This window comes from Aurantimonas aggregata (assembly GCF_010500835.1).
In the GTDB taxonomy this organism is placed as follows: Bacteria; Pseudomonadota; Alphaproteobacteria; order Rhizobiales; family Rhizobiaceae; genus Aurantimonas; species Aurantimonas aggregata.
This window is the reverse complement of the sequence record NZ_JAAAMJ010000019.1, coordinates 1-16,154: the sequence shown is the minus strand read 5'-3', so window position 1 is coordinate 16,154 and position 16,154 is coordinate 1. Positions and strand designations below refer to the sequence as shown.

General features: G+C 67.9%; 13 protein-coding genes. 9 read left to right on the top strand and 4 right to left on the bottom strand.

Annotation, left to right across the window (positions count from 1 at the left end):
• The first annotated feature begins 58 nt into the window (after positions 1–58).
• The 4 genes from prfA (at position 59) to clpB (ending at position 6,392) form a co-directional block, all read left to right on the top strand.
• Positions 59–1,138, top strand: coding sequence for a peptide chain release factor 1 (prfA, locus tag GTW51_RS18440; protein ID WP_163045534.1), 1,080 nt, complete (start codon positions 59–61; stop codon positions 1,136–1,138).
• Positions 1,131–2,012 (top strand): peptide chain release factor N(5)-glutamine methyltransferase, encoded by an 882-nt coding sequence (gene prmC, locus GTW51_RS18435; RefSeq protein WP_163045533.1) that lies wholly within the window; start codon positions 1,131–1,133, stop codon positions 2,010–2,012. The genes prfA and prmC overlap by 8 nt, the downstream gene beginning before the upstream one ends.
• Positions 2,013–2,389: 377 nt before the next feature.
• The gene (locus GTW51_RS18430; protein WP_203566170.1) at positions 2,390–3,481 is read left to right on the top strand and encodes a DUF4167 domain-containing protein; all 1,092 of its coding nucleotides are present in this window, start codon (positions 2,390–2,392) and stop codon (positions 3,479–3,481) included.
• Positions 3,482–3,767: 286 nt separating this feature from the next.
• Positions 3,768–6,392 (top strand): ATP-dependent chaperone ClpB, encoded by a 2,625-nt coding sequence (clpB, locus tag GTW51_RS18425; RefSeq protein WP_163045531.1) that lies wholly within the window; start codon positions 3,768–3,770, stop codon positions 6,390–6,392.
• A gap of 125 nt (positions 6,393–6,517) precedes the next feature.
• On the opposite strand, the gene GTW51_RS18420 is transcribed toward clpB, so the two are convergent.
• Positions 6,518–6,889 carry a PRC-barrel domain-containing protein gene (locus GTW51_RS18420; protein ID WP_163045596.1) on the bottom strand — a complete coding sequence of 124 codons (372 nt, stop codon included), beginning with the start codon at positions 6,887–6,889 and terminating at the stop codon, positions 6,518–6,520.
• A 119-nt stretch (positions 6,890–7,008) separates the two neighbouring features.
• On the opposite strand from GTW51_RS18420, the gene GTW51_RS18415 reads away from it, so the two are divergent.
• Positions 7,009–7,854 (top strand): aldo/keto reductase, encoded by an 846-nt coding sequence (locus tag GTW51_RS18415; protein WP_203566169.1) that lies wholly within the window; start codon positions 7,009–7,011, stop codon positions 7,852–7,854.
• Between the two features lie 21 nt (positions 7,855–7,875).
• Here GTW51_RS18415 and GTW51_RS18410 read toward each other — a convergent pair whose 3' ends face one another.
• Positions 7,876–8,115 (bottom strand): DUF3297 family protein, encoded by a 240-nt coding sequence (locus tag GTW51_RS18410; protein WP_163045529.1) that lies wholly within the window; start codon positions 8,113–8,115, stop codon positions 7,876–7,878.
• Positions 8,116–8,333: 218 nt separating this feature from the next.
• On the opposite strand from GTW51_RS18410, the gene GTW51_RS18405 reads away from it, so the two are divergent.
• The 4 genes from GTW51_RS18405 to mgrA all read left to right on the top strand — a co-directional run bounded on the left by GTW51_RS18405 (position 8,334) and on the right by mgrA (position 13,465).
• Positions 8,334–9,773, top strand: coding sequence for a L,D-transpeptidase family protein (locus GTW51_RS18405; RefSeq protein ID WP_163045528.1), 1,440 nt, complete (start codon positions 8,334–8,336; stop codon positions 9,771–9,773).
• 106 nt (positions 9,774–9,879) lie between these two features.
• Positions 9,880–11,115 (top strand): L,D-transpeptidase family protein, encoded by a 1,236-nt coding sequence (locus tag GTW51_RS18400; RefSeq protein WP_246233264.1) that lies wholly within the window; start codon positions 9,880–9,882, stop codon positions 11,113–11,115.
• Positions 11,112–12,347, top strand: a complete 1,236-nt coding sequence (locus GTW51_RS18395) for an extensin-like domain-containing protein (protein ID WP_163045527.1) — start codon at positions 11,112–11,114, stop codon at positions 12,345–12,347. The genes GTW51_RS18400 and GTW51_RS18395 overlap by 4 nt, the downstream gene beginning before the upstream one ends.
• Positions 12,348–12,427: 80 nt before the next feature.
• Positions 12,428–13,465, top strand: a complete 1,038-nt coding sequence (gene mgrA / locus GTW51_RS18390; RefSeq protein WP_163045526.1) for an L-glyceraldehyde 3-phosphate reductase — start codon at positions 12,428–12,430, stop codon at positions 13,463–13,465.
• A 24-nt stretch (positions 13,466–13,489) separates the two neighbouring features.
• On the opposite strand, the gene GTW51_RS18385 is transcribed toward mgrA, so the two are convergent.
• Together GTW51_RS18385 and GTW51_RS23610 are read right to left on the bottom strand one after the other, a co-directional pair.
• Complete coding sequence (locus GTW51_RS18385) at positions 13,490–15,415, bottom strand: M23 family metallopeptidase (protein ID WP_246233263.1); 1,926 nt, start codon at positions 15,413–15,415, stop codon at positions 13,490–13,492.
• 496 nt (positions 15,416–15,911) lie between these two features.
• Positions 15,912–16,154: hypothetical protein (locus tag GTW51_RS23610; protein ID WP_203566168.1), on the bottom strand; the 243-nt coding region annotated here is incomplete at its 5' end.

The window sequence follows — 16,154 nt, the reverse complement described above, 5'->3', positions numbered from 1 at the left end:
CCCGCGACCGCCGGTCGACGGCGCGCAGTCCTTCCAGCTTCAGACAATTCAGGACCCCATGGCAAATTTGCCGAGCGCGAAACTCAACGAAATCCTGTCCCGGTTCGGCTATCTCGAGAACGAGATGGCCAAGAGCCCGGAGCACGGCATCTATGCGGGCCTGGCAGCGGAATATTCGGGTCTCGAGCCGGTGGTCGCCGCCATCCGCTCGTATCGACGGATCGAGGGTGAACTCGCCGGCTCGCTGGCGCTGCGCGACGATCCGTCGGCCGATCGCGAGATGCGCGAGCTGGCCGAGATGGAGATCGACAGCCTGCGGGCCGAGCTCGAGCGGCTGACCGACGAGATCCGCATCCTGCTGCTGCCCAAGGACGCCGCCGACGAAAAGGGCGCGATCCTCGAGATCCGCGCCGGCACCGGAGGCTCGGAAGCCGGGCTCTTCGCCGGCGACCTGTTCCGCATGTACCAGCGCTATGCCGAGCTCCACGGCTGGAAGGTGGACGTCCTGTCCGCCAGCGAGGGCGAGGTCGGCGGCTACAAGGAAGTGATCGCCGCGATCAAGGGCGCGGGAGTCTTCTCGCGGATGAAGTTCGAATCGGGCGTCCACCGTGTGCAGCGGGTGCCGGAGACCGAATCGGGCGGGCGCATTCATACGTCCGCCGCGACGGTCGCCGTGCTGCCGGAGGCGGAGGACATCGACGTCGAGGTGCGGCCCGAGGACATCCGCATCGACACGATGCGCGCGTCCGGCGCCGGCGGCCAGCACGTCAACACCACCGATTCCGCCGTGCGCATCACCCATATCCCCAGCGGTATCGTCGTGACCTCGTCGGAGAAGTCGCAGCACCAGAATCGCGCAAGGGCGATGCAGGTGCTGAAGGCGCGGCTGTTCGACATGAAGCGGCAGCGCGCCGACGACGAGCGCTCGGCCGCCCGCAAGAGCCAGGTCGGCAGCGGCGACCGCTCGGAGCGCATCCGGACCTACAATTTTCCGCAGGGCCGCGTGACCGACCACCGAATCAACCTGACGCTCTACAAGCTGGACCGGGTCATCGAGGGCGAGATGGACGAGCTGGTCGAGGCGCTGGTCGCCGATCACCAGGCGCAGCAGCTGGCCGCCGTCGGCGCCGATGCCTGAGAGCGGGCGCGCCCCCGCCGAGGCCCTGCTCCAGCCGGCGGCCGCGCGGCTGCGGGCCGGCGGGGCGGTGACGCCCGATCTCGACGCGCGCCTGCTCCTGGCCGAGGCGGCCGGGATGCCGGCCAGCGCGATGCACCGCCATGCGCTGCTGGCGGCATCGCCGGATCTCCCCGCGCGATTCGCGGCGTTTCTCGAGCGCCGGCTGGCGGGGGAGCCGGTGCACCGGATCATCGGGCGCCGGGCGTTCTACGATCACGAATTCCTGCTTTCGCCCGATACGCTCGAGCCGCGGCCGGACACGGAGATCCTCGTCGACGAGGCGTCCGAGGCCGTGGCGGCCTCCATCGCGGTGACCGGGCAGTGCGTCTTCGCCGATATCGGCACGGGGACCGGCGCCATCGCCGTCTCGCTGCTCGCGCTGCACGAGGCCGCGACCGCCCTCGCCACGGACATCAGCGAGGCGGCGCTGGTCACCGCCCGACAGAATGCAGAGGCCGCGGGTGTGGCGCGCCGCATGCTGCCGGTCCGCATGGATTATCTCGCAGGATTGGCCGGGCCACTTGATCTCCTGGTGTCGAACCCCCCATATATTCCGCACCACGACATTGCATCGCTGGCGCGCGAGGTGCGCGACCATGATCCGCTGAGGGCCCTCGATGGCGGCGCGGACGGACTGGTCGCCTATCGCTCCATTGCCGAATTCGCTGCCGCCGTGGTTCGTGTCGGGGGCGAGGTGATCGTGGAGATCGGCATCGGCCAGGGACCATCGATAGAAGAGATTTTCCGCGACAAGGGCTTCGTCTTTGTCAGGACGGCTAAGGATCTCGGCGGAAAAGACCGCGTGCTGCGGTTTCGGTCGCCGGGTCGCGTTTAAACCGCAAAGTCCTGCAAGAAAAGCCTGTGCGACCGGTGCAAACCGCTCGGGAAGTGGCGAGAAAGCACTTGTGGCTGGACGTTTTCCCTTCTAGGGTCCTGGCCATAGCCGAGCATTCGAGGGGGACATCCCGATTGATGCCGCAGTGGTGCGGCGCGGGATGCTCGAGATGACCGATAGGTCGTCCGTGCCGGCATTGGGTGTCGCCAGGCGCAAACACTTAAAACTCTCTGAGGCGGCTGTGCAGCTGCGCGGCCGATGAGCATGAACGCGCTTGGCGCGTTCGCAGGCAAGGGGCCAGACCGGCGCGGCCGGCACATCCAGAAGACGGGAAGAGCATGAGGCCAGGACAGCAGCAGCAGCAGCAGAAGAACCGTATGCGCGGTCGGGGCCGGAAGGGTCCCAACCCGCTGTCTCGCAGTTACGAGTCGAACGGTCCGGACGTGAAGATCAGGGGCAATGCGCAGCACATCGCCGAGAAATACGGCATGCTGGCGCGCGACGCCTCCGGCGCCGGCGACCGGGTCATGGCCGAGAACTATCTGCAGCACGCCGAGCATTACAACCGCATCGTCGCCGCGGCGCAGGGCCAGTTCCAGCCGCAGCGCGACGACCGCGACATGCGGGACGGCGACGACGACGACGACGATTCGCAGGACTCGCAGGAGTTCCGCAACGACGAGCGGCCGGCCTCCAACGGCGCCCGCGAATCCGACCGGGACGGTTTCCGCGACCGCGATTCCAACCGCGACCGCGACGGCAACCGGGATGGCAACGGCAACCGCGACCGCGAGCAGAACCGCAATCGCGACAGCAATCGGGACCGGGACAGCAATCGCGAGGGCAACCGTGACCGCGACGGCAATCGCGACGGCAACCGGAACCGCGACAGCAACCGCGATCGAGATGGCAACCGCGACAACCGCGAGCGTCGTGATCGCATCCAGCCGCAGGGCACCGGGCCGCAGCCGGTCATCGCCCATGACGCGCCGCGCAATGGCGACGGTCAGCGCGACGAGCGGGCACCGCGCCAGGAGGCCGACGGCCGACGCGATCGCGAAGAAACGGCCCACGCCGGCAATGGCGCCGTGCCACGCGACGAGAATGCGCCGCGCCGCGACGCCGACAGAAGCGGCGAGACCGAGGAAGTCGTGAACGCAGCGCCGACCAGCGCGTCCGCTTCGGCCGATGAGCAGGCACCGCAGCCGCGGCGTCGCGGTCGTCCGCGTCGCAACCGCGACGAGGAGACCGGTTCGAACGAGGCAGTTGCCGCGTCGCCGGCTCAGGCTCCCGCCATCGAGGCGGCCGACACGCAGCCGGCGGCGCAAGCCGATGCGCCGGAGGGCGAAGCCCCGGTCAAGCGCCGGCCCGGCCGGCCGCGCAAGAAGAAGCCCGAGGACGGTTCGGGCGGCGCCAGCGACGGCGAGGGCAACGCATTGCCTTCCTTCCTGCTGGCGTCCAACGGCTGACCAGCCGCCCGCGGGCGGTCAGGCTGCAGGAATTCGAATGGCGTCGCGGTCTCCGCGGCGCCATTCGTCGTTTCGGCGGTGGCCTCCTGGCGATTTCCGGATTGCCCTGACATAGCGCAATGACAGGACGTGCAGTTCTGCAACAGTCGCGCGTCGGGCCCCTTCCGGCGGCGATGCGCTTTCCCCATATGTTGGTTGGGCGGCTCGCCGGAACGGGGGCCGGACTCCAGGAACACTCGGACCTTGCCTCTGCAGTGAGGGAGGTTCGCGGCAGGAGAGCGACATCATGAATCTGGAAAAATACACCGAGCGCGTGCGCGGCTTCATTCAGGCCGCGCAGACCCTGGCGGTCTCGCGGGACCACCAGCAGTTCACCCCCGAACACCTCCTGAAGGTGCTCGTCGACGACGAGGAGGGGATGGCGGCCGGCCTGATCGAGAAGGCTGGCGGTCGCCCCGCCGACGTCAAGCTGGCGGTGGACGCCGCACTGGACGCGCTGCCCCGCGTGTCGGGCGGCGGCGGCCAGATGTACCTGGCGCAGCCGCTGGCGAAGGTCTTCGCTACGGCCGAGGAGATCGCCAAGAAGGCCGGCGACAGCTTCGTCACCGTCGAGCGGCTGCTGCTCGCGATGGTGATCGAGAAGGCCGCCAAGACATCCGAGATCCTCAAGGCGGCGGGGCTGACGGCAAACGGGCTGAACGAGGCCATCAACGCGCTGCGCAAGGGCCGCACCGCCGACTCGCAGTCGGCCGAGAGCGGCTACGACGCGCTGAAGAAATATGCCCGCGACCTGACGACGGCCGCGCGCGAGGGCAAGCTCGACCCGGTGATCGGGCGCGACGACGAGATCCGCCGGACGATCCAGGTCCTGTCCCGGCGCACCAAGAACAACCCGGTGCTGATCGGCGAGCCCGGCGTCGGCAAGACCGCGATCGCCGAGGGCCTGGCGCAGCGCATCGTCAATGGCGACGTGCCGGAGGCGCTGCGCGACAAGCAGCTGATGTCGCTCGACATGGGTTCGCTGATCGCCGGCGCGAAATATCGCGGCGAGTTCGAGGAGCGGCTGAAGGCGGTCTTGTCGGAGATCACGGCTGCCGCCGGCGGCATCATCCTGTTCATCGACGAGATGCACACGCTGGTCGGCGCCGGCAAGGCGGATGGCGCGATGGACGCCTCCAACCTGCTGAAGCCGGCGCTGGCGCGCGGCGAGTTGCACTGCGTCGGGGCGACGACGCTCGACGAGTATCGCAAGCATGTCGAGAAGGACGCCGCTCTGGCGCGGCGCTTCCAGCCGGTGTTCGTCTCCGAGCCGACGGTCGAGGACACGATCTCGATCCTGCGCGGCCTGAAGGAGAAGTACGAGCAGCACCACCAGGTGCGCATCTCCGACTCGGCGCTGGTCGCCGCGGCGCAGATGTCGAACCGCTATATCACCGACCGTTTCCTGCCCGACAAGGCGATCGACCTGATCGACGAGGGCGCGGCGCGGCTGCGGATGCAGGTGGATTCCAAGCCCGAGGTGCTGGACGAGATCGACCGGCGCATCATGCAGCTGAAGATCGAGCGCGAGGCCCTGAAGAAGGAAAACGACGACGCGTCCCGGAACCGGCTCGAGCGGCTGGAAGGCGAACTCGTCAACCTCGAGGAGGAGTCCTCTGCCATCACTTCGGCCTGGCAGGCGGAGAAGTCGAAGCTCGGCCATGCCGCCGACCTCAAGCGGCAGCTCGACGAAGCCCGCAACGATCTTGCCATCGCCCAGCGGCGCGGCGAGTTCCAGCGCGCCGGCGAGCTGGCCTACGACGTGATCCCGAAGCTGGAAGCCGAGCTGAAGACGGCGGAGACCCAGGACGGCAAGGGCACGGCCGGTTCGATGGTCGAGGAGACGGTCACCGCCGATCACATCGCCCAGGTCGTGTCGCGCTGGACCGGCATTCCGGTCGACCGCATGCTCGAGGGCGAGCGCGACAAGCTGCTGCGGATGGAAGACGAGCTGCAGAAGCGCGTCGTCGGCCAGGGCGAGGCGGTGCAGGCCGTGTCGCGGGCGGTGCGGCGGGCCCGTGCCGGGCTGCAGGACCCGAACCGGCCGATCGGCTCGTTCATCTTCCTCGGCCCGACCGGCGTCGGCAAGACCGAGCTTACCAAGGCGCTCGCCTCGTTCCTCTTCGACGAGGAGACGGCGATGGTGCGGCTCGACATGTCGGAATACATGGAGAAGCACTCGGTCTCACGGCTGATCGGGGCGCCTCCCGGCTATGTCGGCTACGAGGAGGGCGGCGCGCTGACTGAGGCGGTGCGGCGCCGGCCGTATCAGGTCGTGTTGTTCGACGAGATCGAGAAGGCGCATCCGGACGTGTTCAATGTCCTCCTGCAGGTGCTCGACGACGGGCGCCTGACGGACGGACAGGGTCGGACGGTCGACTTCCGCAACACGATGATCATCATGACGTCCAATCTCGGGGCCGAATACCTCGTCTCGCTGCGCGACGACGAGGATGCCGAGGCCGCGCGGGAGCAGGTGATGGCGGTGGTGCGGGCGTCGTTCCGGCCGGAATTCCTCAACCGCGTCGACGAGACGATCTTGTTCCACCGCCTGCATCGCTCCGAGATGGGGGCGATCGTCGATATCCAGATGGGGCGGCTGGAGAAGCTGCTGGCGGACCGCAAGATCACCATCCTGCTCGACGAGAGCGGCCGGGAATGGCTGGCCCAGAAGGGCTACGATCCGGCCTACGGGGCGCGGCCGCTGAAGCGGGTGATCCAGCGGGAGGTCCAGGACCCGCTGGCGGAACGGATCCTGCTCGGCGACATCGGCGACGAGGCGATCGTGAAGATCACCGGCGGCGGCGAGCACCTGATCTTCCACGTCGTCGGCTCGAAGTCCGGCGCACCGGGAGACCGGGTCGCGGCCTGACCAGGAGTGGGCCTGAGCGGCCAAGTGGCCGCCGCCGCCTGCGCACGATGACACCGATACGAAACGGCCGCCGGGACGAGATCCCCGGCGGCCGTTTCGGTTTCAGCCCTGCCTCAGCCTACCGGTCAGATGTAGGCCGGCCGATAAAAGTCGTCGATGCGACGTCCGTATTCGAGATCCCAGTCCGGCGCGGCGCCCGCGGCGTAGCGCGGCGCCTCGCGCAGCTGGTCGATCGTGATGCCGACCACGTAGCCGCCCTGGCGCTCGTCGTATTTCAGCGTCTCCCAAGGGAGCGGGTGGTATTCCTCCCCGATGCCGAGGAAGCCGCCGAACGACATGATGGCGTATTTCACCTTGCCGTCGCGCTTGCCGAGCACGAGATCGTGGATGTGCCCGAGATGGTCGCCGTCGGTGTTGTAGACGGCGGTGCCGGAAACCCGGCTCGCCTCGATGTTGTCGACACCGACGCTGGTGCCGGCCGGATCGTCCGTACCCATGATGCTCTGCCCTTCGGTCGATGACATGACGTCTTCTCCTTCGTGGATTTCTCTTTCTTGCAACGCCTCGGCCAGGTGCCCGTTCCGCTCACAGGCCTCGCCGGAACGGCGAGCGATCGATGGAGAGACCGATGCGACAGACCAGAACTCCCGATGGCACGTCCGTGCCGGTGCTGGGCCAGGGCACCTGGATGATGGGCGACGAGCCGGGGCGCCGCGACGCCGAGATCGCCGCCCTGCGCGAAGGGATCGACCGCGGCATGACGCTGCTCGACACGGCGGAGATCTACGGCAATGGCCGCTCCGAGGAGCTGGTGGCGGAAGCGATCGAGGGGCGCCGGGACGCGCTGTTCCTGGTCTCCAAGGTGGCGCCGGGCAACGCCTCGCGGCAGGGCACGATCCGCGCCTGCGAGGCCTCGCTGCAGCGGCTCGGCACCGACCGCCTCGACCTCTATCTGCTGCACTGGCGCGGCAGCGTGCCGCTGGCGGAAACAGTCGCGGCGCTGGAGACGCTGAAGGATTCCGGCAAGATCCTGCGCTGGGGCGTCTCGAACTTCGACGTCGACGACATGGCGGAGCTTGCGGCGGCCGGCGGCGAGGCCGTGCAGACCGACCAGGTGCTGTACAATCCGTCAGAGCGCGGCATCGAGCACGATCTCCTGCCGATGCTCACCGAACAGGGCATCCCGGTGATGGCCTATTCACCGATCGGGCAGGGCGGAGACTTGCTCGACGACGCCACGCTGGCGCGGATCGCCGAACGCCACGGCGCGACGCCGGCACGCGTCGCACTCGCCTTCGTGCTCCGCCAGGAGGGCGTCATCGCCATCCCGAAGGCCAGCAGCGTGGACCATGTCCGCGACAACGCGGCGGCCCTCGATCTGACGCTCGATGCACAGGATATGGCCGAACTCGACGCGGCTTTCCCGCCACCCCACAGCAAGCAGCCGCTGGCGATCATCTGAGCCAGACGCTTCCGGGGTCGGTCAGTCTTCCTTGAAGAAGACCTCGACCGGCCCCTTCAACTTGATTGTCAGAGGCTGGCCCTTGCGGTCCTTGGCCTTGCCGGCCTGCACCCGGATCCAGCCCTCGCTGACGCAATATTCCTCGACATTGGTCTTCTCGACGCCCTTGAAGAGCACGCCGACGCCGCGCTCCAGCAGCGCCGCGTCATGGAACTCGCTGGCGGGATCGGAGGAAAGGCGGTCGGGAAGCGTGTCGGTCATGTCTCTGCCGGTCTCTGTGTTCATAGGGCCTGACATAACGGCGGCGGCGACTTTGCCAAGGCTGCGGCCGTCCCGGCCTTGCCCCAGGCTGGAGCGGTGTCGCCTTCGTGAGACTTATCTGCGGCTTGGACATTTTCATGTCCGGTTCATCTGCCATTTCGCAAGCTTGACGTGTGGCCGTGAGACGATGGTCGCGAAAGCCGGCTGGAGAGACGACGATGATGCGAGACCTGCGATTGCTCCCGGCACTGCTGCCGCTGCTCGCTTTACCGGCCGTCGCGATGGCGCAGGACGCGCCGGTCCAACTCGCCCAGTACTATGAGCCGGGCGACGCCGGAATCGCGGAAATCTACATCGACGAGTTCGGCCGGCGGGTGGTCATCGACGAAGCCGGGCGCATCGTCGCCATCGAGGAGCCGCGCCGCGAACGTTTCCAGGAGCGCCGCAGGCAGTTCGAGGAGCGCGGCGCCATCATCGACGCGCCGCCGCCGCCCGGCGTGACGCTGCAGGGGCGCGTCGACCTGCCAGCGCCTCCGGGCGTTTTCGACAACCCCGGTTTCGGCGGCCAGCCGCCGTCGGCGGATCCCTATTACGACGGCCCCTACGAGGACGACCGCGGCTACAACGCGGCGATCGAGGGCGCGCCGCTGCCCGACGCCGGCGGACCGGTCCAGGAGGCGGAACTGCCCCGCGGCATGCAGGACCTGCCGGGTTACTCGTCCGACCTGCCGGCGCCGGGCGCGCCGATCGTCGAGGGCCAGACGATCGAAGAGAGCGACCCCGCCCCGCAGGTCGCGATGCCCACCGGCAAGAACGCCAAGGCCGAGATCGCCGCGCTGCAGGTGCTGCTCGATCGCGCCGGCATGTCGCCGGGCGTCATCGACGGCCGCATGGGCTCGAACGTCAACAAGGCGGTCGCGGCCTATCAGGAACGCTACGGGCGCACGCTGCCGACGGGCGATTCACGGGCCCTCGCCGAGGAACTCGACGCGACGGGCGGTCCCGCCATCGTCACCTACGAGATCACCCCGGAAGACGTGTCGGGCCCCTATGTCGCGTCGATCCCCGCCGACTATGGCGAGAAGGCGCTGCTGCCGGAGATGAGCTTCGAGCGGGTCTCCGAACGGCTCGCCGAGAAGTTCCACATGGACGAGGCCTATCTCATCGAGATCAACCCCGGCGCCGACTTCAACCGCCAGGGCACGCGGCTCAAGGTGATGTCGGTGGGCGAGAGCGCGACGGGCGAGGTTGCCCGCATCGTTGCCGACAAGGGCCGCGAACAGGTCCGGGCCTATGCGGCCGACGGCTCGCTCATCGCGGCCTATCCCTCCACCATCGGCTCCTCCGACACCCCGTCGCCCACCGGCGTCGTCCAGGTGAACCGCATCGCTTTCGACCCGAACTACACCTACAATCCGAAGGTCAATTTCAAGCAGGGCGAGAACAACAAGGTGCTGACCATCCCGCCGGGACCGAACGGCCCGGTCGGCACGGTCTGGATCGCGCTGTCGAAGCCGACCTACGGCATTCATGGCACCCCCGAACCGTCGAAGATCGGCAAGACCAACAGCCATGGCTGTGTCCGCCTGACCAACTGGGATGCGACGGAGCTGGCCAAGATGGTCAAGGCCGGCGTGACGGTGGAGTTCGAGGAGTAGAAGCGGATATTAACCTCTGGTTAACTACGCCGATGATACCAGCTAAGGCGACGGAAGCCGTATGGTTTCCCTTTGTTTACAGCGGCTTGGCACCTCGGGGACTTTCATGAAGACCGTTTCGACCGCTTTCCTGATCCTCGCGGCGGGCCTTGCGCCGCTGCCGGCTTACGCCTTCTCGGAGCCGCTTTCGGAAAGCTCGATCGATACGGCCGACTTCGCCGTGTGGACACAGCAGCAGCAGGAAGCCGATTCGGTCGCAGCCTCGGCGCGCAACGATCCGACGATCCCGGATACCGAAGCAGCCGAGGGCCCCGACGAGGCCGCCGTCCCGTCGACCGACCCGGAAACCGTCGCCTCGGCGGCCGACGGCATCGACAGTCCCGCGCCCCCGGAGATCGCCGTCACCGACGAGCCCGGGCAGGTGGTCGAGACGCCGGCCTATTCGACCGATGGTCCGGATGAAGCGGCGCTCGAGACCGCCGACGAGCCGAAGACCCCCGACCCGTTCCTCATCCGCCTGCAGGTGCTGCTCGATCGGGCCTACGCCTCGCCGGGCGTGATCGACGGCTATCTCGGCGACAACACCCGCAAGGCCATCGAGGCTTATGAGCGGATGCGCGATCTGCCGGCCGACGGCGAGCCGGACGCCGATCTGTGGAACATCCTCGCCGTGGATCAGGGCAAGGCGATGACCACCTACGAGATCACCGAGGCCGACCTCGAGGAACGCTTCGTCGAGGAAATCCCGAGCGACTACGGCGAGATGGCCGAAATGGAATGGCTCGGCTACCGCGATCCGGTCGAGATGCTGGCTGAGCGCTTCCACGTCCATGCCGACCTGTTGAAGAAGCTCAATCCCAACGCCGATTTCAACGCATCGGGCACGGCCATCCTGGTGCCGAACATCGGCAAGGGTCCCGAAGCCAAGGTGGCGAAGATCGTCGTCGACAAGACACGCGGCGAGCTCTTCGCCTATGACGCCGCCGGCGCCATCGTCCTCGCCTATCCGGTGACGATCGGCTCCGCCGACACGCCCTCGCCGGACGGCGTCCTGACGGTGCAGGCGATTGCGCCGAACCCGACCTACCATTACTCGCCCGAGACGAACTTCCAGCAGGGGGAGAACAAGGAGGTGCTGACCATTCCGGCTGGGCCGAACGGTCCGGTCGGCTCGATGTGGATCGACCTCTCGCAGCCGACCTTCGGCCTGCACGGCACGGCCCATCCCGAACTCGTCGACAAGAGCAACAGCCATGGCTGCGTGCGGTTGACGAACTGGGACGCCGAGACGCTCGCGAAGCTGGTCGAGCCCGGCGTCACGGTCGTGGAGTTCGAGGGTTGAGCCGGCTTCTGCGCCGAAGCAATCTCCTGGTCACCGCATGCCTGTGCGTCGGGGCGGTAACGCCTGGCCTGGCGCAGAATCTGCCCTGGCCGGACGCCAATCCGCTGCAGTCGATTGACCGGCCGTCGCGCCCGGCTGCGGCGCAGAAGCGCCGAGCGCCCAAGGCGCCGGTCGTGGCGCAGGCGCCGGCCGAAGCCGCCGTGCCGACGCCGGAAGCCCGCCCCGATACGGCAGAGGATGACGCGCCAGAGGAAGGCGCTGCGCCAGCCGACGGGGAAGCTTCGACAGAGGACACAACGGCTGACGATGACGCCGTCGCCGCGCCGCAGGAGAGCGAATCGGCTCCGGCGGATGACGACGACGCCGCGGCAGAGGGGCCCGAGCCGACCGACGCATCTCCTGCAGACCTATCCGAGATCCCGCCCACCGGCGAGATTCCGACGCCGGATGCGCGGCCGGATCGCGCTTCGGACGAGCCGGCGGACCCTCAGCCGGTGCCCGAGGCGGTTGATTCCGCGCCTGCAGAGCCGACGGTAGACGAGCCGGCAAGGCAGACGCAGCCGATTCCCGACGCCATGCCGGTGACGCCGGAGGTTCCCGATGCGGACGAGGAGCCGTTGACCCCGGCGAACCTACGGCAGCTCGAACAGTCCGTGACCCCGGCGGCGAGCGTGCTCGCCGCCGCCGCCATCGCCGACGCGGTCGCCTGCGAGGCCGAACTCACCGAGCGCGGCGTCGTCTTCACCGTCGAGCCGAGCATCAGCGAAGGCGCCTGCGGTGTCCTGCGGCCGGTCAATGTCGAGCGGCTTTCCTCCGGCATCGCGGTCTCGCCGAAGACCCAGCTGCTCTGCCGCGCGGCGCTGGCGCTCGACGAATGGATGACGACGAGCGTGGTGCCGGCGGCCAGGGTCAATCTCGAGGATCGGGCGTTGACGGAGTTCCGCCACGCCTCGACCTATGTCTGCCGCAAGCGCGCCTCCGAGAGCGGCATTTCCGAGCATGCGCGCGGCAGTGCCGTGGACATCGCGGCCTTCGTCTTCGACGAGGGGCCGGACATCTCGGTCGAGGCGCAGGCGCCGGGTTCGCCCGAAGCGAAGTTCCAGCGGGCGGTGCGCGTCGGCGCCTGCGGCCCGTTCCGCACGGTCCTCGGGCCCGGCACTGACGCAGACCATGCGACGCATTTCCATCTCGACATCGCCGCGCGGAAGAACGACGGGACCTACTGCAAGTAGCGGGCCAGCAGGCCGGGACTTTCCCGCCAGCCGGTGACGCCTATATCGGCGGCATCGATCCCGTCCGGAAAGCATCTGCCATGCCCTATCTCGCCGAGGCCAGCCGTTACGATTCCATGCCCTATCGCCGGGTCGGGCGATCCGGGCTGAAGCTGCCGGCGATCTCGCTCGGCCTCTGGCAGAATTTCGGCGGCGCCGACGTGTTCGAGACCGGGCGGGCCGTCCTGCGGCGCGCCTTCGACCGCGGCGTCACGCATTTCGATCTCGCCAACAATTACGGCCCGCCCTACGGCTCGGCGGAAGAGAATTTCGGCCGCTGGATGGCGCAGGATTTCCAGCCCTATCGCGACGAGCTGATCATCAGTTCCAAGGCCGGCTACGACATGTGGCCGGGGCCCTACGGCGATCTCGGCTCGCGCAAGTATCTCGTGGCGTCCTGCGACCAGAGCCTGAAGCGCATGGGGCTCGACTATGTCGACATCTTCTACCACCACCGGCCCGACCCCGAGACGCCGCTGGAAGAGACGATGGGCGCGCTCGACCATATCGTGCGCTCCGGCCGCGCGCTCTATGTCGGCATCTCGTCCTATTCGCCCGAGCTGACCCATCGCGCCCACGCGATCCTCGCCGCGCAGGGCACGCCCTTCATCATCCACCAGCCATCCTATTCGATGCTCAATCGCTGGGTGGAGGAGGGGCTGCTCGATACGCTCGCCGGGCTCGGCCTCGGCTGCATCGCGTTCTCGCCGTTGGCCCAGGGGCTGTTGACCCGCAAGTATCTGCACGGCGTGCCAGCGGGCACGCGCGCTACGCGGGAAGGCTCGCTGAAACCGGCGATGCTGAGCGAGGAGAATATCGCGCGGATCCGCCAGCTGGCGACGATCGCCGAGGCGCGCGGCCAGAGTCTGGCGCAGATGGCCATCGCCTGGGTGCTGCGGCGGCCGGAGATCACCTCGGCGCTGGTCGGGGCGCGCAGCGTCGAGCAGCTCGACGATTCGCTCGAGGCGCTGAGTAATCTCGACTTCTCCGCCGACGAACTGGCCGCGATCGATCGCCACGCCACCGAAGGCGGGATCGATCTCTGGCGGGCCCAGTCCCGGGTTCAGCCGTCGGAATAGTACGGTTGGATTGGTGCCGGGCGATCAGCGCCCGGCGACGAGCGGCGATTCCACCTGCTCTTGCAGCAGGCTGTCGATCCGCTGGCGCTCGTGCTGGAAGCTTTCGAGTTCCGCCCCGGCCAAGACCTTGCCCGACGGCAGCTTGATGCGCATCGGGTCGACCTTCTGGCCGTTGACCTCGACCTCGTAGTGAAGATGGTTGCCGGTCGACAGGCCGGTCGAACCGACATAGCCGATCACCTGTCCCTGCCGGACCTTGACGCCCGGCTTGATGCCCTTGGCGATGGCGCTCTGGTGGGAATAGGAGGTCACGTAGCCATTGGCATGGCGGACGACGGTCTGCCGGCCGTAGCCGCTGAACCAGCCGGACTTCTCGATGACGCCGTCGCCGGACGCCAGGATCGGCGCGCCGCGGGGCGCTGCCCAGTCGACCCCCCAGTGCGGCCGGACATAGCCGAGCACCGGATGCTTGCGGCCGGTGGAGAAGGACGAGGTGAAGCGGCCTTTCGGCAGCGGCTTGCGCAGCAGGAACTGCTTGGCGCTGCGGCCGTCCTCATCGAAGAAGTCGGCGGCCTCCGCGTCGTTCGGCCGGAAACGGTAGAAGCGGCGGGTGTTCTCGCCGAAGCGCACGTCCACGAACAGGATCTCGGACGCGTCGGTGGCGACTTCCTCGCCCTTTTCCAGCGAGAAGAACGCAGCCAGGCGATCGGTCGGGCCGAGCCGCGACTGCAAATCGACTTCGCTGGCCAGCATCTGCAGCAGCTGCCTGCAGAGCCGGTCGTTGAGACCGTAGGCAAGCCCCGCCTGGTAGATGCCGTCATAGACGGTGGGCATGTCGGCCCGCAGCGGCGCCTCGTCCTCGTTGTCGTCGAAGGCGTCCGCGACCGAATCGCCGAGCTCGGGCGCCAGGGCGGGCTCGAACGGCCCGTCCTCGGTCTCGGCGACGGTGGCGAGATGGTCGTCGCCGCGATAGGCGGACAGCCGCACCACATGGGCGGTATCACCCGTCGTCTCGACGCCGACCCGCAGGGCGTCCCCGGCGCTCAACTCCGCGGCACCCAGAAGCTCGACGAGCGCGGTCGTCGCCTCGGCGCCTTCTTCCTCGGTATGGCCGTTGCGGTCAAGAATCGCTGCGATCTCGGCGCTCTCGCGGACCGGAATGATCTCTTCGTGGAAGCGGGGCATCGTTTCGGGACCATCGGGCGCGGCGAGGGAGACGTTCTCCTCGATCACCCGGAAGGCGGAACCCGGCTCGTATTCGGAGGCGTCGCTGGTGAGGTCGAATCGCTGCGGATCGATCATCGTCAGCGCCGCCACGCGGACCGGCTCGTAGGACAAGATCGGCTCGACGGAGCGGATCGCCCGCTCGGCTTCCGCGACGCCCACCTCGCCACCCGGCTGGTAGCTCGCCGCATCGAAGGTGAAGGGCTCGACCTTGAGCCGCAGTTCCGATTCGACGCGGGCGCCGTAGATCTGCGCGGCCTGCTGCTCGACCGCGGCTGCCTCGGCGTCGGCCGGATCGCCGAACATGTTCAGCGGGTCGAAGCTCGGGTAATCGGTGCTGGTCTGGTGCCGCGCCGCCAGCAGCATGTTGACGTAGCCGAAGGGCAGGGTGCGGATGACCTCGCGGTCGCCCTCGCGGGTCATGGTCGAGAGTTCGAGGATCTGCCGGCTGCGGGCGATCGGAATCGCCGTCGCGACGACCCGCTCGCCCTTTTCAGACGACCCGGCGGGGAGTGCGAGACTGGCCAGGCGGCCGGCGGGCCGCGCCGCGCCCTGGTAGCCGTCGAGCGCGGCGGAGAGGGCGATGCCCATCAGGGCCGTCGAGGTCAGGCCGGTCAGCAGAGTGCCCGCAAGCCATCGCGCCGACACCTGTCGGCGATCGGGTCTGCGGCGTCGATCGGCAACGAGCGCTGGCTCGTCGCCAAAGAACGGCTTGTCCTGCGGCAAGCTTGGTATCCCCCTACATTCCAGTGGGCAGCCATCCACCAACAAGGTGGCGGAATTCCGCCGCGCGCCATCCTTATGAACGATGAACCCTTCGTCGGCCATACCGTCCCGACTGCAACGGCTCAAGATCCACGCGCGGGTTCGTGCGCAGGTACGTCACCTGCGCGAGGCTGCCGGCATTCGCGAAGCGTGGGTGTCCCGGCGGGGGGAGGGCCGGTGACGGCGCGGGCAATACCATCGGCGGCCACCGGTGCCTTTACGGGTATCGTGTCGCCAACGCCTCCGGTTCGACGCTTCACCTGCGCAGGACAGGGTGTGGCCCGGCCGGACAGGCGCTACAGGCGGCGCGGACAGGGCCCGAGCAGGTTTTTGAACTTTTTGCGAAGGTTGGCGTTGACAGGGGGATCGGGCACCGCCTATACAGCATTCAACAACGACGGCGGCGGCGCCGGGGCGACCCAGACGGGGAGCCAAGAGCTGGTTCGGACCGAAAGGTTCAGGCCGGTTTGAATTCGCGCCGCCTCATCATTGTTTTTCGAGTGCCGCTGGTATAGCGACCCTCCTCAGGGTATGTCAGGCTTTTGTCTGTTTTATCCGACGACACATGTTTTGTGGCGTGTTCTTTGACAATTGAAGATTGAGAAGAAAGAGAAATGTGGACGGCGGTTGTCTGTCTGGAGCTCTTGGCCGGTATCCTTTCCGGACGGGAGTATCCATGAGAGAAACGACCTGATCGTTC